The 14,523-nt window shown below is 55.4% G+C and carries 16 protein-coding genes; 3 read left to right on the plus strand and 13 right to left on the minus strand.

Annotation, left to right across the window (positions count from 1 at the left end):
• Positions 1-55: 55 nt before the first annotated feature.
• Positions 56-1,159 carry an LPS O-antigen length regulator Wzz(fepE) gene (gene wzz(fepE) / locus Y71_RS04035; protein WP_007370199.1) on the plus strand — a complete coding sequence of 368 codons (1,104 nt, stop codon included), beginning with the start codon at positions 56-58 and terminating at the stop codon, positions 1,157-1,159.
• A 51-nt stretch (positions 1,160-1,210) separates the two neighbouring features.
• On the opposite strand, the gene hemW is transcribed toward wzz(fepE), so the two are convergent.
• From hemW to Y71_RS04060, 5 genes are read right to left on the minus strand one after another with little or no spacing between them, the layout of a single operon-like run.
• Positions 1,211-2,347 carry a radical SAM family heme chaperone HemW gene (gene hemW / locus Y71_RS04040; protein WP_007370200.1) on the minus strand — a complete coding sequence of 379 codons (1,137 nt, stop codon included), beginning with the start codon at positions 2,345-2,347 and terminating at the stop codon, positions 1,211-1,213.
• Positions 2,340-2,933: an XTP/dITP diphosphatase gene (locus Y71_RS04045; RefSeq protein WP_007370201.1), complete on the minus strand. Its 594-nt coding sequence runs from the start codon at positions 2,931-2,933 to the stop codon at positions 2,340-2,342. The genes hemW and Y71_RS04045 overlap by 8 nt, the downstream gene beginning before the upstream one ends.
• Before the next feature lie 8 nt (positions 2,934-2,941).
• Positions 2,942-3,232, minus strand: coding sequence for a DUF167 family protein YggU (gene yggU, locus Y71_RS04050; protein WP_007370202.1), 291 nt, complete (start codon positions 3,230-3,232; stop codon positions 2,942-2,944).
• Positions 3,229-3,795: a YggT family protein gene (locus Y71_RS04055; RefSeq protein ID WP_007370203.1), complete on the minus strand. Its 567-nt coding sequence runs from the start codon at positions 3,793-3,795 to the stop codon at positions 3,229-3,231. Before Y71_RS04055 ends, yggU begins: the two co-directional genes overlap by 4 nt.
• 18 nt (positions 3,796-3,813) lie before the next feature.
• Positions 3,814-4,518: a YggS family pyridoxal phosphate-dependent enzyme gene (locus tag Y71_RS04060; protein ID WP_007370204.1), complete on the minus strand. Its 705-nt coding sequence runs from the start codon at positions 4,516-4,518 to the stop codon at positions 3,814-3,816.
• Positions 4,519-4,535: 17 nt separating this feature from the next.
• On the opposite strand from Y71_RS04060, the gene Y71_RS04065 reads away from it, so the two are divergent.
• Complete coding sequence (locus Y71_RS04065; RefSeq protein WP_035889571.1) at positions 4,536-5,516, plus strand: type IV pilus twitching motility protein PilT; 981 nt, start codon at positions 4,536-4,538, stop codon at positions 5,514-5,516.
• On the opposite strand, the gene Y71_RS04070 is transcribed toward Y71_RS04065, so the two are convergent.
• The gene (locus tag Y71_RS04070; protein WP_007370206.1) at positions 5,513-7,771 is read right to left on the minus strand and encodes an FAD-dependent oxidoreductase; all 2,259 of its coding nucleotides are present in this window, start codon (positions 7,769-7,771) and stop codon (positions 5,513-5,515) included. The two genes, Y71_RS04065 and Y71_RS04070, sit on opposite strands and share 4 nt — an antisense overlap.
• 65 nt (positions 7,772-7,836) lie before the next feature.
• Here Y71_RS04070 and Y71_RS04075 point away from each other — a divergent pair, with 65 nt between their 5' ends.
• Positions 7,837-8,529, plus strand: a complete 693-nt coding sequence (locus Y71_RS04075; RefSeq protein ID WP_007370207.1) for an IclR family transcriptional regulator domain-containing protein — start codon at positions 7,837-7,839, stop codon at positions 8,527-8,529.
• Between the two features lie 153 nt (positions 8,530-8,682).
• On the opposite strand, the gene ruvX is transcribed toward Y71_RS04075, so the two are convergent.
• The 7 genes from ruvX to Y71_RS04110 form a co-directional block, all read right to left on the minus strand.
• Entirely contained in the window at positions 8,683-9,099 is a 417-nt protein-coding gene (gene ruvX, locus Y71_RS04080; RefSeq protein WP_007370208.1) for a Holliday junction resolvase RuvX, read from the minus strand.
• A complete protein-coding gene (locus tag Y71_RS04085) occupies positions 9,099-9,662 on the minus strand; it encodes a YqgE/AlgH family protein (RefSeq protein ID WP_007370209.1) in 564 nt (187 codons plus the stop codon). The genes ruvX and Y71_RS04085 overlap by 1 nt, the downstream gene beginning before the upstream one ends.
• Positions 9,663-9,780: 118 nt before the next feature.
• On the minus strand, positions 9,781-10,728 hold the full coding sequence (gene gshB, locus Y71_RS04090; RefSeq protein ID WP_007370210.1) for a glutathione synthase: 948 nt from the start codon (positions 10,726-10,728) through the stop codon (positions 9,781-9,783).
• Between the two features lie 13 nt (positions 10,729-10,741).
• Positions 10,742-11,473 (minus strand): 16S rRNA (uracil(1498)-N(3))-methyltransferase, encoded by a 732-nt coding sequence (gene rsmE / locus Y71_RS04095; protein ID WP_007370211.1) that lies wholly within the window; start codon positions 11,471-11,473, stop codon positions 10,742-10,744.
• 92 nt (positions 11,474-11,565) lie between these two features.
• Positions 11,566-12,264: a deoxyribonuclease I gene (gene endA / locus Y71_RS04100; protein ID WP_007370212.1), complete on the minus strand. Its 699-nt coding sequence runs from the start codon at positions 12,262-12,264 to the stop codon at positions 11,566-11,568.
• Between the two features lie 86 nt (positions 12,265-12,350).
• Complete coding sequence (locus Y71_RS04105) at positions 12,351-12,857, minus strand: SprT family zinc-dependent metalloprotease (protein WP_071531972.1); 507 nt, start codon at positions 12,855-12,857, stop codon at positions 12,351-12,353.
• Between the two features lie 79 nt (positions 12,858-12,936).
• Positions 12,937-14,331, minus strand: coding sequence for a sugar porter family MFS transporter (locus tag Y71_RS04110; protein WP_007370214.1), 1,395 nt, complete (start codon positions 14,329-14,331; stop codon positions 12,937-12,939).
• Positions 14,332-14,523: the final 192 nt, after the last annotated feature.

The raw sequence follows: 14,523 nt of genomic DNA on the forward strand, positions 1-14,523 counted from the left end.
CTCTCTTATTGATGATAGTATCGAATTTCAAATCATGGAATCGATACTTACTTGTATGACATCACTACATATTCAATCGAAAAATGACGCCTCAATCTATGAAGATTTTCCTGAGCGGTACAAAAATACCGAGCTTGATCTGCTCGGTTTAATTAGTACCTTGTGGGAAAGTAAGCGAATCATTATCTCGACTATTCTGATGTTTTCTCTGGTCGGATTCTTCATTAGTGCGTTATTAACGCCAAAATGGACCAGCCAGGCAGAAATCACGCCAGCAGAAAAACCGCAATGGAGCCAGCTGCAAAAGACCCTTTCTACTTTGCAGGTTCTCGATGTTAAACCTTCTCTTGATAAGGTTGAAGTATTTAACCTGTTCCTGAAAAAGTTTAATTCTGAGTCGCTGCGTGAAGAGTTCCTGGCATCGTCTCCGCTGGTGGCCGGCAAGCTGATGGCTTCTAATCCCGATGCTGAAGAGTTACGCCGCGGCATTGTACTGCTGTCCGGGAAGATCAAGGCGGTCAATAACACGCCGGTGAAAAGTGCCGATAACGTGCCTTACCAGTCCTGGACATTAAGCTTCACCGCCCCGACGGCTGGCGAGGCTAAGGAAATTCTTAACAGCTATATCAATTATATTTCTGCGTTGGTTGTTAAAGAAACATTAGATTATCTGCGCGAAGAAGTGGATTTAAAAAAGGATACGGAGAGGGAGTCGCTGGCGATGGAGCGTGAGCGGATGAATACGCTGCATGACACCAAGTTGAAGCGCCTAAATTACTCGCTGGAAGTGGCAAATGCTGCCGGTATTAAGCGTCCTGTTTACAGTAATGGGCAATCCGTACAGGATGACCCGGATTATTCCATCGCTCTGGGGGCTGATGGCATTGCTGAAAAGCTTAAAATCGAACAGTCAATTGTCGATGTTACCCGGCTTAATGCGGATTTCCGTTATCGTGAACATCGCCTGGCGGAACTGGAAAAACTGGATATTAAAGATATCACCTTTACGCCGTTTAAATATCAGCTTTCCCCGTCTTTACCTACCAAAAAAGAGGGGGCGGGTCGGGTTTTATTTATTATTTTAGCGGCGCTGTGTGGTGGGGTTATTGCCAGTGCTGTGGTATTAGTTCGACACGCTTTGCAGCAACGGAATCATTAATCTTTCTGTAGTACTTTGGCCCTCTGCGTTCTGCGCAGAGGGCCAAAGTCTTTATTCAGTCAGAAACAACTCAAGCAGAGAATTGAGAAACAGCTTACCGTGTTCGGTTATTTGCCAGTACGTGTCACATTCATTCAAATAATTTAATGCCAGCGCCTGCTCGATCTGCGGGCGTATTGTACTTTCATCCAGCCCGGTGTAGCGGGTGAATTCAGCGCGTGGCGCAGGCTCCAGCAGGCGAAAGCGATTCATAAAGAATTCGAACGGTTTATCCTGCGCTTCAACATCATGCTGCTTATCAAGGTATTTTCCCTGCATATACCCACGCGGATGGCGGGTTTTCGCCGTGCGCAGGATGCGCCCATCCGGAAAAGTGACTTTACCGTGCGCGCCGCAACCAATACCCAGGTAATCGCCAAAGCGCCAGTAGTTGAGGTTATGCTGACACTGATAGCCCGGTTTCGCATAGGCTGAGGTTTCATACTGCTGATAGCCGGCCGCGGTAAGGATCTGGTGTCCCTGCTCGAAAATATCCCACAGTGCATCGTCATCCGGCAGCACCGGCGGGCGCGAGCCAAACAGCGTATTGGGTTCGATAGTCAGTTGATACCACGACAGGTGCGGTGGGTTAAGTTCGATGGCCTGACGCAGATCGTCCAGCGCCTCTTCCAGCGACTGATCCGGCAGGCCGTGCATCAAATCGAGGTTAAAGCTGCGCAACCCCAGCCCGCTTGCCAGCTTTGCCGCGCGTTTCGCTTCCTCCGGGCCGTGAATTCGCCCGAGCCGCTGAAGCTTGGTTTCACTGAAGCTTTGTACGCCGATGGAGATACGGTTCACGCCCGCACGCTGGTAATCGACAAAACGGTCGGCTTCCACGGTGCCTGGGTTGGCTTCCATGGTAATTTCCGCATCGGCCGCCATCGGCAGCCGGGCGCGCACGCCATCCAGCAGCGTTTGCATCGCCGGGCCGGACAGCAGGCTCGGTGTGCCGCCACCAATAAAGATGGTCTTTATTTCACGTCCCTGCGCCCGGGGCGCGTCAGCATCGAGGTCGTTCAGCAGATGCTGAACGTAATCGTCGTGCGGCACTTCGCCCTTCAGCGCGTGCGAGTTGAAGTCGCAGTACGGGCATTTCTGCACGCACCAGGGAATATGGATATAAAGGCTCAAAGGTGGCAAATCAGCCATTACGCAGTGCTTCCAGTAACAATTTTAACGCCTGACCGCGATGGGAAATGGCGCTTTTCTCTTCGCGAGTAAGTTCCGCAGCGGTTTTACCCCTGGAAGGAACAAAGAAAATCGGATCGTAGCCAAAACCGCCGCTGCCAGCCGGTTGCTGCGCGATCACGCCTGACCAGCTACCGTGACATACCAACGGCGTCGGATCGTTCGCATGACGCATATAGACCAGCACACAGTGGAACTGTGCGGTACGTTGTTCATCCGGGACCGATTTCAGCGCATCGAGCAGCTTTTCCAGATTCTGCTGATCGGTTGCATCCACGCCGGAATAGCGCGCCGAATAGATCCCCGGGGCGCCCTGCAATGCATCAACCGCCAGGCCGGAATCGTCAGCGATGGCGGGCAAACCGGTAACCTGCGCCGCGTGGCGAGCTTTGAGGATGGCGTTCTCAATAAACGTCAGCCCGGTCTCTTCTGCGGACTCAACGCCCAGTTCAGTTTGTGCGACCACGTCGAGGCCGAAATCATTCAATAGCGAGGCAAGCTCGCGCACTTTACCGGCATTACCGGTCGCGAGGACAACTTTTTGCATAGTGGATCCTAATCGATTAGCGCCGCGACTTCCGTCGGGATCTGTTGCGGGTGGGTAATTTTAATCTGCTTATGGCGGCCCAGCTCGCCTTTTTCAATCACCACCTGGTTTTTTGCCACGCGAAACTGCTTTGCGAGGTATTTGACCAGGTGCGCATTTGCCTGGCCGTCTACAGGCGGAGCGGTGATGGCGACTTTCAGTTCGTCGCCATGCAACCCGATAATGTTGTCGCGGCTGGCTTTCGGCTGAATGTACAGCCGCAAAACCAGCCCCTCTTCACAGGTAAAAACGGCACTCATAGTGCCATCCACAACCCCGGCAGAAGAATATCGCCGGTGGATTGCAGTAGCTCCGCAACGCCCATATTGATGACGTACAGCAGCAGCACCAGGATCATCGGCGAGAAGTCGATGCCGCCCATCGCTGGCAGCAGATTACGGATTGGGCGCAGCAGCGGTTCCGTCAACTGTATTAAAACGTACTCGACCGGGCTACGGCCCTGGCTGACCCAACTCATGATCGCCATGACCAGCAGTACCCAGAAAATCATCAGACCGATGGTTTTCAGTAAAATCAGCAGCGCGGAAATCCAGATGATCGGCTGGAACGTGATCACCATAAACAGCACGATCGCCTTGATAAAACTGAGTACAAAAGCGATCAGCAGCGAGGCGCTATCCAGCGGCCCCAGTGGCGGAATGACACGGCGCAGCGGCCCGACAATCGGCTGTGTAGCTTTCACTACAAACTGCGAAAACGGGTTGTAAAAATCGCAGCGTGCCCACTGCATCCAGACGCGCAACAGCAGAACCATCGTATAGAGTTCAAGCACTGTCGAGAGCAGGAAAGTCAACGTCTTCATGGCGTTCCTCAGTATTCCTTAATTTTTCGTGTAATCGCGCGCACCAAAAATGGCTGTCCCGATGCGCACCATCGTGCTGCCAGCCGCAATGGCGGCGGTCATGTCGTCCGTCATGCCCAGCGACAGGGTATCCACCGTTGGATAACGTGTTTTGAGCGCTTCAAATGCTACAGCCATTTGCCGTGCTACGGCAAACTGCCGCGCGTACTCCGTTTCCGGCGCGGGGATCGCCATCAAACCTCGCAGACAAATGCCAGGTAATTCAACAACCTGTGCCGCCAGCGCATCCAGCTCGCCGAGGGCAATGCCCGATTTGCTCTGTTCGTCGCTGATGTTGACCTGAATCAGCACATTCAGTGGCGGCAGGTCGGCGGGGCGCTGTTCGCTTAAGCGGCTGGCGATCCGCAAACGATCTATGGTGTGGCACCAGTCGAAATGTTCGGCTACCAGACGGCTTTTGTTGGACTGCAACGGCCCGATAAAGTGCCATTGCAGGTCATCTACGCCCGCCTCGCGGAAGTGAAGGATCTTATCGACCCCTTCCTGAACATAGTTTTCTCCAAACGCGCGCTGTCCGGCGTCGATGGCTTCTGCGACAGCGCTCGCAGGCTTGGTTTTGCTCACTGCAAGTAAAGTAACTTCTGCTGGAGCACGGCCGCATTGTGTTGCGGCAGCGGAGATTTTGTCCCGGACCTGTGCCAGGTTGTGCGCAATATCGTTCATGTTTCCAGGATAGCGTTATGGATATAGATGAAATAGTGGAGCTTAGTGTAAAGCATAATGTCTCGGATCTACACCTGTGCAGTCATTGTCCACCGCGCTGGCGACAGCAGGGACGGCTGGTGCCTGCGCCTTTTACCGCGCCTGACATCAGCGGGTTTCTCAATGCTTATCTGAGCAGCGCGCTGCAGCAGCAATGGCGAGAACAGGGGCAGGTTGATTTTGCCCTGACCACCGCGCGCGGACAGCGCTTGCGTGCTGGTGCGTTCAGCCATCATCAGGGCGTCTCGCTGGCGCTGCGACTGCTGGCGCAAAGCAGCCCATTGCTTGCTGAACTGGATGTGCCCGTCGCGCTGAACACTCTGCTAGAGCGGGATAACGGGCTGATTCTGGTTACCGGGGCCACTGGCAGCGGTAAATCCACGACCCTGGCGGCGATGGTTGAGCATCTCAACCAACATCATGACGGGCATATTTTGACGCTGGAAGATCCGATTGAATTTGTCCATACCAGCAAGCGGTGCCTGATCCAGCAGCGGGAGATCGGCCAGCACTGTAGCTCATTCGCTGCCGGTTTGCGTGCGGCGCTACGTGAAGATCCGGATGTGATCCTGCTGGGCGAGCTGCGCGACAGTGAAACCATCCGCCTGGCTTTGACTGCTGCAGAGACCGGGCATCTGGTGCTGGCCACGCTGCATACACGTGGGGCAGCGCAGGCGGTGGAACGTCTGGTGGATACGTTTCCGGCGCAGGAGAAAGATCCGGTACGCAGCCAGTTGGCCGGAAGCCTGCAAGCGGTGCTGGCGCAGAGGCTGGAAGCAGACACGCGGGGTGGGCGGATCGCGCTGTTTGAGCTGCTGATTAACTCTCCGGCGATCGCGAATCTGATCCGCGAAGGCAAAACGCACCAGTTGCCCGGCGTGATGCAGACCGGGCAGCAGGCGGGCATGCAGACCTTTGCGCAAAGTCACCAACAGCGCGTTCAGCAGGGGTGGCTTTAACATACGTTTAGCGAATACACCGCAGGCAGGGCGCCTGCTGTCGCGAGGATCTCCAGCCGAACGCTCAATGCTGTCAGCGGTTCGGGGAACCGGTGCTGGCAGACGGAGTGGTGATTCTCCCGCACTTCAGCCAGAAGTTTATCGTCCGCCCACAGGCGGTAGTGCGTAATACAGTGTGGCGTCACCGCGTAGTGATGGCCCATTTGCACCGACTCCATGGCGTTATCAAAGTCGTTGTCCTGTACCAGCGTCAGATGGTGGATCTGGCGCGGCGTCGCCCAACGCCAGACGATTTCCGGCGTTGGATCGTTAGCATCCGGCGTCCAGCCGTTGATCTGCTGCTCCGGGCGCAGGCGTCCGTTGAGCACATTTTGTACGCTCCAGGCCATTAATGGCTGGCTGAAACGCAGGGCAGGCATAATTTGTTGCGGATGACGGCGCGGCAGCCAGAAGTCGAACTCGTCGACGCCATAATCGCCATCGACAACCTGACGAGTGTGTTTCGCCACGCGTGCATTCAGGCTGTTAAATACCGTCATCATGCCGGGCAGATGCGTATCCGTCAGAGCGATCTCGACCACATCCTGCACGTCGAAGGCGATAAACAGATACTGGTCGCGGTCACTCTGCCAGCGGAATGACAAGGTGTGCCAGGCTTCGCCGGAAACCTGTAATACAGACTCGGCGTATTGATAATCGGGGGTAAAATTTCCGGCACGCGCGCTGCCGAGCAGGGATACTGCCAGCGTTTGCGGCGTTTTGGCCCGCAGAAACAGCGCGATATCCGGCAACTGCGCACCAGCCTGTACCGGCAGCAGCAGCGCCATCCGCCCCATTAATGCGTGCCAGCGACCACTGGCAGGAAGTTCAGTCAGTTGATATTCACTACTGGCGCTGACCTCCGCTCCGGCCGCCGGATCGTTCAGCCAGCGTCGTGCAATATAGCAGCCGTTAGCCTGTAACTGCTGTTGCAGTAAGCCGATGTGTGCAGGCTCCGCCAGTTCACGCGGGGTAAGGCGCTCTGTTTTACAAAGAGCGGCGGCGCGGCCCACCACTTCACCCAGCAGACCGCAGGTGCACATCACGCGGGCGCTGCCAAACGCGACATGGGAGGCGGAAATCAGCCTGCCGGTGAGGAACAGATTGTCCAGCGAGCGGCTATAAAGGCAGCGAAATGGAATGGTATAGGTACCTTTGCTGTGAAACTGGCGGCAGCCGTCGTGCGTGCTGTAAACGCCATCTGCCGGATGCAGGTCGATCGACCAGCCTCCGTAAGCCACGGCATCGTAGTGATCGCGTTGTTCGATAATATCCTGCTGGCACAGTAAATGATCGCCGAGGAAGCGGCGGCTTTCGCGCTTGCCAGGAATTGCGCCCACCCATTCGATGGTCATATTCGCAGCTTCCGGGAAGTTGCCGGAGTTTTTAATATGATCCCAGACGCCCCAGACGATTTTCCACAGTTCCCATTTGATCTCTTCGCTTTCATGCACGGTATCCAGACGGCCTCCCCACTCCAGCCACCACAGATCGCAACCGTTCAGCGTCGATGTCAGCCGCTTGTAGCGCGGGATTTCGGTTATATCTTGCAGCGCAAAAGAGGGCGGTACAAAGTTGACCGGTCCATCGGTTTGTTTGGTGTAGAAGTAGATCGAATGACCCAGCTTATGGCCGAAATGATCCCCCGGCGCCATTTTCTCGCCCAGCTCTTGTGCCTCTTCCGCGCCCTCGCGATATTCAGCGCCCGCCAGAAAACCCAGCACGCCATCGCCAGTGGCGTCGCAAAACTGCGCTGCATTTACGCTGTAAAAGGTTTCGTTGATCGGATTGAAGGCTTTGATCCGGGTAATGCGCTGCTGCTCTTTTTCCACTTCATAAACGGCGGTATTCAGCAAAAGCGTTAACCCCGACTGGCTTTTTGCCAGATCCAGCAGGACCAGATCGAACATCACCGGGTTACCCTCTTTGTTGCGCCAGAGGTTCTCTTCCATGATTTCGCCCATGATGCCGCCTTCGCGCGCCCAGCGGTTATTGTTCCCCATATGCGACGTGGCGCCATTCGCCCACAGTCTTACTTCGCTGGAGGCATTCCCGCCAAGTACTGGCCTGTCCTGAATCAGCACCACTTGTAAGCCGTCGCGGGCAGCTGCAAGAGCGGCGCAAAGACCGGCAAGGCCGCCGCCTGCGACCAACAGATCGCAGCGAAGATGCTGCGTCGGAAAGGTTCTTGCCTCGCTATGGGGAAAGATCTTCATAACCTTGTATCCTTCTTTACTGACGGTAAAATCGAATTTTGAGCAATCTGATGAGCGAATCCTGAATGTCCTCACAACCTAACCAAAGCCTGATTGATGGTATCCGCTGCCTGCAGTATCTGGTTTCCAGTGGCCGCGCCATTGGTTGCCGCGAGCTGGCTCGCCTGATGGGCATTAACACTACGCGTGTCAACCGGTTGCTGATGACCATGGCGTCGATCGGCCTGACCATGCAGGATGCTCAGCGACGCTATCTGCCGGGGCCTGGTATCCATGCGCTGGCGGCGCAGGCGATTCGCGGCTCGGCGCTTTTCTCCCAGGCGCTCCCCCTGCTTGAACGCCACGCCCCGAAAGACATCGTGGTGGCGATGGGCGTGCTGTGGGAGGATCAGGTCATCTATATCTATCACTCCGAACCCGGTAGTCAGGTCAGCCAGGCGCTGGCTGGTTTTCATATGCTGCCCGCCTGGCAATCTGTCATCGGCATGTCGCTGCTGGCGGCGGAAAGCGATGATGAACTGCAAAAACGCTTTACCGACGAGCAGTGGCAGCAGCTTGGCCCGCATGTCGCTCTTCAGCGTCAGCAGGGCCATGTGGTCTGGCATCATGACGACGGCGAAGTGTCGATGGCCAAACCCCTCGGCGCGCACTCTGCGGCGCTGGCCTTTGCCGGAATGTGGAACATCGAAGACGCTGAGGTCGAAACCCGCTTGCAGGCGCTTCATACACTGGCCAGCCATCTGACGGAAAAGGCCTGACAGATTTATCGCTCTGTTATGTTTCTTTTATAGAAACAATCAGAGGAATGCAAAAAGGGCGGTCAGAAACTGTGAAAACGATCGGCAAAAAGCCGCGGTCGAGGCGCGGCTTTATTCAGGTGAGGTTGTTACAAAATTGAATTGAAGCGAGGATCAGGCGTGCTGCTCGAAATAGCTTTCGAGGATGATCACGGCGGAGGCGGAATCAACGCTGCCTTTGTCGAGTGCGCGAAAACCGCCGCGTTCGAACAAACCGGCGCGCGCTTCTACGGTACTTAACCGCTCATCATGCAGCGTAACTTTCACGCCAAAACGACCGTGCACTTTATTGGCGAAATTGCGCGCGCGCGCCGTCAGCGGCTGTTCGGTGCCATCCATATTGAGCGGCAAACCGACGATGACCGTTTCCGGCTGCCACTCTTTCAGTAGTTTTTCGATAAGCTTCCAGTCTGGCGTGCCGTCCTGCGCTTTCAGCGCGGTGAGCGGACGCGCCGTGCCGGTGATGCGTTGCCCAATGGCGACGCCAATACTTTTGGTGCCAAAATCAAAGGCCAGCAAGGTTCCGCTCATCAGGCATGCCCCGCTACGCCAGGCATGGTGGAGATATCAATACCGATAAGTTTTGCCGCTTCGCGCCAGCGGTCGGCGATCGGCGTTTTGAACAGAATGTTGAGATCGGCCGGGGCGGTGAGCCAGGCGTTATCCATGATCTCTTGCTCCAGTTGCCCTTTTTCCCACGAGGCGTATCCCAGCGCGACCAGCACTTCGCTCGGCTGTTCTGCCGTTCCAAGGGTTTCCAGCACATCGCGTGAGGTGGTGACCACGGTGTTATCCGAAACGCGAATGCTGGAAGCGAATGTGGCGGGCGGCGTATGCAGGATAAAACCACGATCTTCCGCCAGCGGGCCGCCCAGCAGCACCGGTTTGTCCAGACGGATGGCTGGATCCCGCGCTTCTGGCTGGATTTTGAGTTTTTCCAGGACACCGTCAACTTTCAGGTTTTCCAGCGGCTTATTAATAATCAGCCCCATTGCACCTTCGTCGTTGTACTCGCAGATATAGACTACCGAGCGCCGAAAGAGAGGATCCTGAAGAGCAGGCATGGCAATAAGAAAGTGATGCTGTAAATTCATTGTCAGAGGTTCTGTTTCCTGGTTCAAAAAAGCGACAGCCTAGTATGGGGGGAAAGCGCAGATCTGTCACCTGGCAATGCTGTCATGGGCGGGATCCTTCCCGCCCCGTGCGCTGAGATTATTTACCCAGACGTTTTTCGATGGCATCCATCAGCATGCCGGTGATGGAGATCGGGAATTCAGCCTCAATTTCACGTACGCAGGTTGGGCTGGTTACGTTAATTTCGGTCAGGCGGTCGCCGATAATATCCAGGCCAACAAAAATCAGCCCTTTGGCTTTCAACACCGGCGCAACTTTGCGCGCAATCGCCCAGTCGCTTTCGCTTAACGGACGTGGTTCGCCGCGGCCGCCCGCCGCCAGATTGCCGCGGGTTTCGCCGCCCTGCGGGATGCGCGCCAGGCAGTAAGGCACCGGTTCACCGTCAACCACCAGCACGCGTTTGTCGCCGTCTTTGATCGCTGGCAGATAGTTTTGCGCCATGCAATAGCGGCTACCCAGTTCGGTCAGCGTTTCCGTAATCACCGACAGGTTCGGATCGCCCTCTTTGACGCGGAAAATCGACGTGCCGCCCATGCCGTCCAGCGGTTTAAGGATGATGTCGGTGTGCTTTTGCCAGAACGCTTTCAACTGCGCTTTGTTGCGCGTAACCAGCGTTTCCGGTGTCAGATCCGGGAACCAGGCGGTGAACAATTTTTCATTACAGTCACGCAGGCTCTGCGGCTTGTTAACGATCAGCGTGCCTTTCTCTTCCGCACGCTCAAGAATGTAGGTCGCATAGATATACTCGGTGTCGAACGGCGGATCTTTACGCATCAGGATGGTGTCCAGATCGGCCAGCGCAATATCCTGCTCGCTGCCGAATTCGTACCATTTGTCGTAGTTCTGTTCGACGGAAAGCGTGCGGGTGCGGGCGCGGGCTTCACCATTGATCAGGTAAAGATCCGCCATCTCCATATAGTGCAGCTCATAGCCGCGGCGCTGTGCTTCCAGCAGCATGGCGAAGCTGGTGTCTTTTTTGATGTTAATGTCCGCGATGGGATCCATCACGATGCCAAGCTTGATCATTCTGCTTCTCCTTTCAACCCAGGTCGCCAAAGCGGACCTGAAGCGCGGTGATGGCGGTAAGCGCCGTAGTTTCTGTACGCAGTACGCGTGGCCCTAACAAAATATCCGTAAACTGGTAGCGAGCGGTCATGGCGATCTCATCGGCAGAGAGGCCGCCTTCCGGGCCTATCAGCAATCGAATGCGCTCAACCGGCAGCGGAAGCGTGTTGATGCTCTGGCTGGCACGCGGATGCAGGTTCAGTTTCAGACCAGCATCTTCTTCGGCGCACCACGCTTCCAGATCCATCGCCGGGCGAATATCCGGAATACGGTTACGACCGCACTGTTCGCAAGCGGCAATGGCGATTTTCTGCCACTGCTGGAGCTTTTTGTTCAGGCGTTCGGCATCCAGTTTAACCCCGCAGCGCTCAGAAAAAAGTGGCGTAATGAGGCTTACACCCAGCTCTATCGACTTCTGAATGGTGAATTCCATCTTTTCGCCGCGCGACATCACCTGGCCCAGATGGATATGCAGCGGGGATTCACGGTCGTCCACTTCGCTACGCAAAATGTTGACCATCACGCTTTTCTTATCCGCGCGAACAATCTCGGCGTCGAACACCTGATTGGATCCGTCGAACAGTTGAATAGCCTGGCCCGGCCCCATACGCAGCACGCGGCCAACGTGGTTTGCAGCATCTTCGCTCAGCGCGATTTCATGGCCCGGCTGGAGAGGTTCAGGGTGATGGATGCGGGGAATACGCATGTTTTGAAATTCCGTCTGTCAGGAGATGCAGCGGCTCATGGGTGGAAAGTGCGCCACTGCACCTGTCGATAATCAATTGTCGCTAGTGTAGGTTAGCTCTTTCGCGCCATGCAAGCGCGCTGCACGTAAGGGTTGTGGTTGCCCTGCACCTCGGCAATGCGCGCATCGCGCGTGCATTCCCAGTCGGTCACCGGATACTGCTTATCCCACGCAGTAAACAGTTGCGTTTGCTGTCGTGAAAGGCTGAGCTGATATTGATCGCGCATATAGAAGTAGGTACGGGCAATCGCACCGCGGGCGCGGGCTGGCGGCTCAGCAAGCTTCTCTTTGAAATCAATCTTCATGCCGCACTGGCCATACTGACCGTCGCCGCCATTCCACTGGCTATACATAAAGTTGCCGCGATCGCCATTCACTTCACCGACGGCAGGTTGCAGGTTGTGCATATCGCTTTCAATTTTGCGGTAGACCGGATCTTTGGCGCAGTTTTTCCGGCCGCCATCCTGCCAGCACTGGCGCAGATGGCCGAACTGCCATGCAGGCATCACGTGCTCCCATTCAATGCGGCTGGCGCGGTTTTCATTTTTTCGCACCTTGTAGCCGCAGGAAGCAAGGTCAACCACGCCTTTTTTACCCTGCCAGTTAATTTTGCAGCCGCAATAGAAGTCGCCCGGTGCGTCGGCGTTAACTTTGGCTCCCGCCGCTTTTGCCTGGGCAAAGCTGTTTATGCCATCTGCTGCGAAAGCGGGAATGGCGATCAGTGCGATGAAAAGTGAGAAAAGACGAAACATAGCGAACTCCCTGTGAAACGAGTTCGCAACGTAGCGGAAGGCGTTGTCTGATGCAATCAGTAAGAGCAGAAAATTTCTTAATGGATTCAGTTAGTCGCGTCGGCAATGAGCGGTTCGCCACAGCGTACACAGCGGTAAACGGCCTCGCCGCGCAGCACGCGGTTGTGTCGGCGTACCGTAAGCTGGTGCTGCTGGCACCGACAATGGTATGGGAAAGTATTGCGTCTTACCGATTCCAGTTCGAACTGGTGCGTGCGGCGGGCAGGAACGCCAAGCACGCCCTCCATCATCCATTTCCACTCTTTACCGTGCGGCGCAACGCGACCGAAGTGTTTCCACACCAGCAGATGCGCCAGCTCATGCGGAACCACTTCTTCAACAAATGCCTGCTGGTTTTCCAGCAGCAGCACAGGGTTGAGACGGATTTCGTAATCCGCCAGCCAGGCCGTGCCCGCAGCTGTGCCACGCTGTTGATACACCACTTTAGGTTCGGGATAGCTGCGCTCCAGTTTCTGGTTCGCAAGGGCAAGTTTATCCCGCAGGCTCTGCATGACGGCTTGCTGGATGGCGATGGGGAGACGGGGAGTTTTCATAAGTGCTGAGAATAGGATCGGCGAAGCGCGAGTGCAACAGGCAAAACAGAGGCTTCCTCCGCAGAGGAAGCCTGAAGGGTTAATTGTGGGAACCGATCTCGCGCAGCGGACGGCCGCGCATCAGGTTACGCTCGATGTGCTCCAGCGAAACGTGTTTGGTTTCCGGCACCAGCCACAGGGTCAGTACAATGAACAACAGGTTCAGCGCGCCGTAAACCCAGAAGGTATTGGCATTGCCCAGTGAGTTCAGCATCGTCAGGAAAGTTGCGCCGACGATCATATTGGCAATCCAGTTAGTGGCGGTGGAGCAGGTGATACCGAAGTCGCGGCCTTTCAGCGGCTGGATTTCGGAGCACAGTACCCAGATCAGCGGACCGGCGCTCATGGCAAAACCCACAATGAACATCAGCAACATGGCGACCGCAAAGTACTGCGCTGATGGTGAGTGGATGCCGAGGTGCAGCATCGTACCGAGAATACCCATCCCGGCGGCCATTACCAGGAAGCCCAGCACCAGCGTCGGTTTACGTCCCCAGCGGTCTACCAGACCGATAGCGATAAAGGTTGCCAGCACGTTGGTCAGACCAACGATAACGGTGCCCCACATCTGCTCGTTGGTATTGCTGTAACCCGCCAGTTCGAAGATTTTCGGCGCGTAGTACATGATGACATTCATACCGGTGAACTGTTGCATGATTTGCAACAGCACGCCGAGGAACACCGCGCGGCGGAAATTGCTGTTCTCTTTAAACAGCGCCCAGCCGGTCTGTTTCACTTTCAGGCTTTCGCGAATCTCTTCCAGTTCATTTTTCGCTTCCGCGCTGGTGTCGCGCAGGCGTAGCAGCACGCGTTCGGCATCGTGGAAGCGGCGTTTAGCGGCAAACCAGCGCGGACTGTCCGGCAGGAAGAAGACCCCAATCAGCAGCAGAATCGCCGGAATGATGATCACGCCCAGCATCCAGCGCCATGCACCGCTGTAGCTAAAGGCCGTGTCCGAGAGATACGCGCCGAGAATCCCGATGGTGATCATTAACTGATACATGGAGATCATGCTGCCGCGAATTTTTTCCGGTGCGATCTCGGAAAGGTAGAGCGGCGCGGTGTAGGAGGCGATCCCAACGGCCAGACCAAGCAGCACGCGGGAAATAATCAACACTTCCACATTTGGCGCAGCGGCAGAGCACAGCGATCCCGCCACAAACAACACGGCGCCAATCATCAAACTTTTTTTACGCCCCAGGCGCCAGGAGAGCCAGCCGCTACCAACAGCACCGACGGCGGCGCCGAACATCATTGAACTGACCACCCACTCCTGGGTATGTGAGCTAATTTGAAAGTCTTTGGTGATAAAGGGCAGCGCACCAGCAATAACCCCAATATCCAGACCAAAAAGTAATCCTGCCAGTGCAGCGAGGAAACAAACAAAAAAGGTCATCGCCTTATTTGAATGCCCCTGTTTTTTATTGTCAGGCATGATGCCCTCCATTGATGTATTGGTTTTTCCGGTGACAAAAGTAGGCCAGTTACCGGCAAAATTACGTGATTCACATCACATGAGTGTAATCGGTTACATTACGCTAAGAACGGTAATGTAAATAAAAGTGTTAAATATTATAGGATTGTTTACGTTGAAAGGTGAGTGCCAAGGAGAAGTTTCAGACTAAGC

Origin of the sequence: Kosakonia radicincitans DSM 16656, assembly GCF_000280495.2 — a bacterium.
Classification (GTDB): Bacteria; Pseudomonadota; Gammaproteobacteria; order Enterobacterales; family Enterobacteriaceae; genus Kosakonia; species Kosakonia radicincitans.

Coding starts and splice junctions, on each gene's coding strand:
- Y71_RS04045 (WP_007370201.1), bottom strand. CDS start 2,933: ATGCAAAAAGTTGTCCTCGCGACCGGTAATGCCGGTAAAGTGCGCGAG.
- Y71_RS04105 (WP_071531972.1), bottom strand. CDS start 12,857: ATGAAAACTCCCCGTCTCCCCATCGCCATCCAGCAAGCCGTCATGCAG.
- Y71_RS04060 (WP_007370204.1), bottom strand. CDS start 4,518: ATGAACGATATTGCGCACAACCTGGCACAGGTCCGGGACAAAATCTCC.
- Y71_RS04110 (WP_007370214.1), bottom strand. CDS start 14,331: ATGCCTGACAATAAAAAACAGGGGCATTCAAATAAGGCGATGACCTTT.
- Y71_RS04075 (WP_007370207.1), top strand. CDS start 7,837: ATGTCCTCACAACCTAACCAAAGCCTGATTGATGGTATCCGCTGCCTG.
- hemW (WP_007370200.1), bottom strand. CDS start 2,347: ATGGCTGATTTGCCACCTTTGAGCCTTTATATCCATATTCCCTGGTGC.
- Y71_RS04085 (WP_007370209.1), bottom strand. CDS start 9,662: ATGAATTTACAGCATCACTTTCTTATTGCCATGCCTGCTCTTCAGGAT.
- gshB (WP_007370210.1), bottom strand. CDS start 10,728: ATGATCAAGCTTGGCATCGTGATGGATCCCATCGCGGACATTAACATC.
- rsmE (WP_007370211.1), bottom strand. CDS start 11,473: ATGCGTATTCCCCGCATCCATCACCCTGAACCTCTCCAGCCGGGCCAT.
- endA (WP_007370212.1), bottom strand. CDS start 12,264: ATGTTTCGTCTTTTCTCACTTTTCATCGCACTGATCGCCATTCCCGCT.
- Y71_RS04065 (WP_035889571.1), top strand. CDS start 4,536: ATGGATATAGATGAAATAGTGGAGCTTAGTGTAAAGCATAATGTCTCG.
- Y71_RS04070 (WP_007370206.1), bottom strand. CDS start 7,771: ATGAAGATCTTTCCCCATAGCGAGGCAAGAACCTTTCCGACGCAGCAT.
- Y71_RS04055 (WP_007370203.1), bottom strand. CDS start 3,795: ATGAAGACGTTGACTTTCCTGCTCTCGACAGTGCTTGAACTCTATACG.
- ruvX (WP_007370208.1), bottom strand. CDS start 9,099: ATGAGCGGAACCTTGCTGGCCTTTGATTTTGGCACCAAAAGTATTGGC.
- yggU (WP_007370202.1), bottom strand. CDS start 3,232: ATGAGTGCCGTTTTTACCTGTGAAGAGGGGCTGGTTTTGCGGCTGTAC.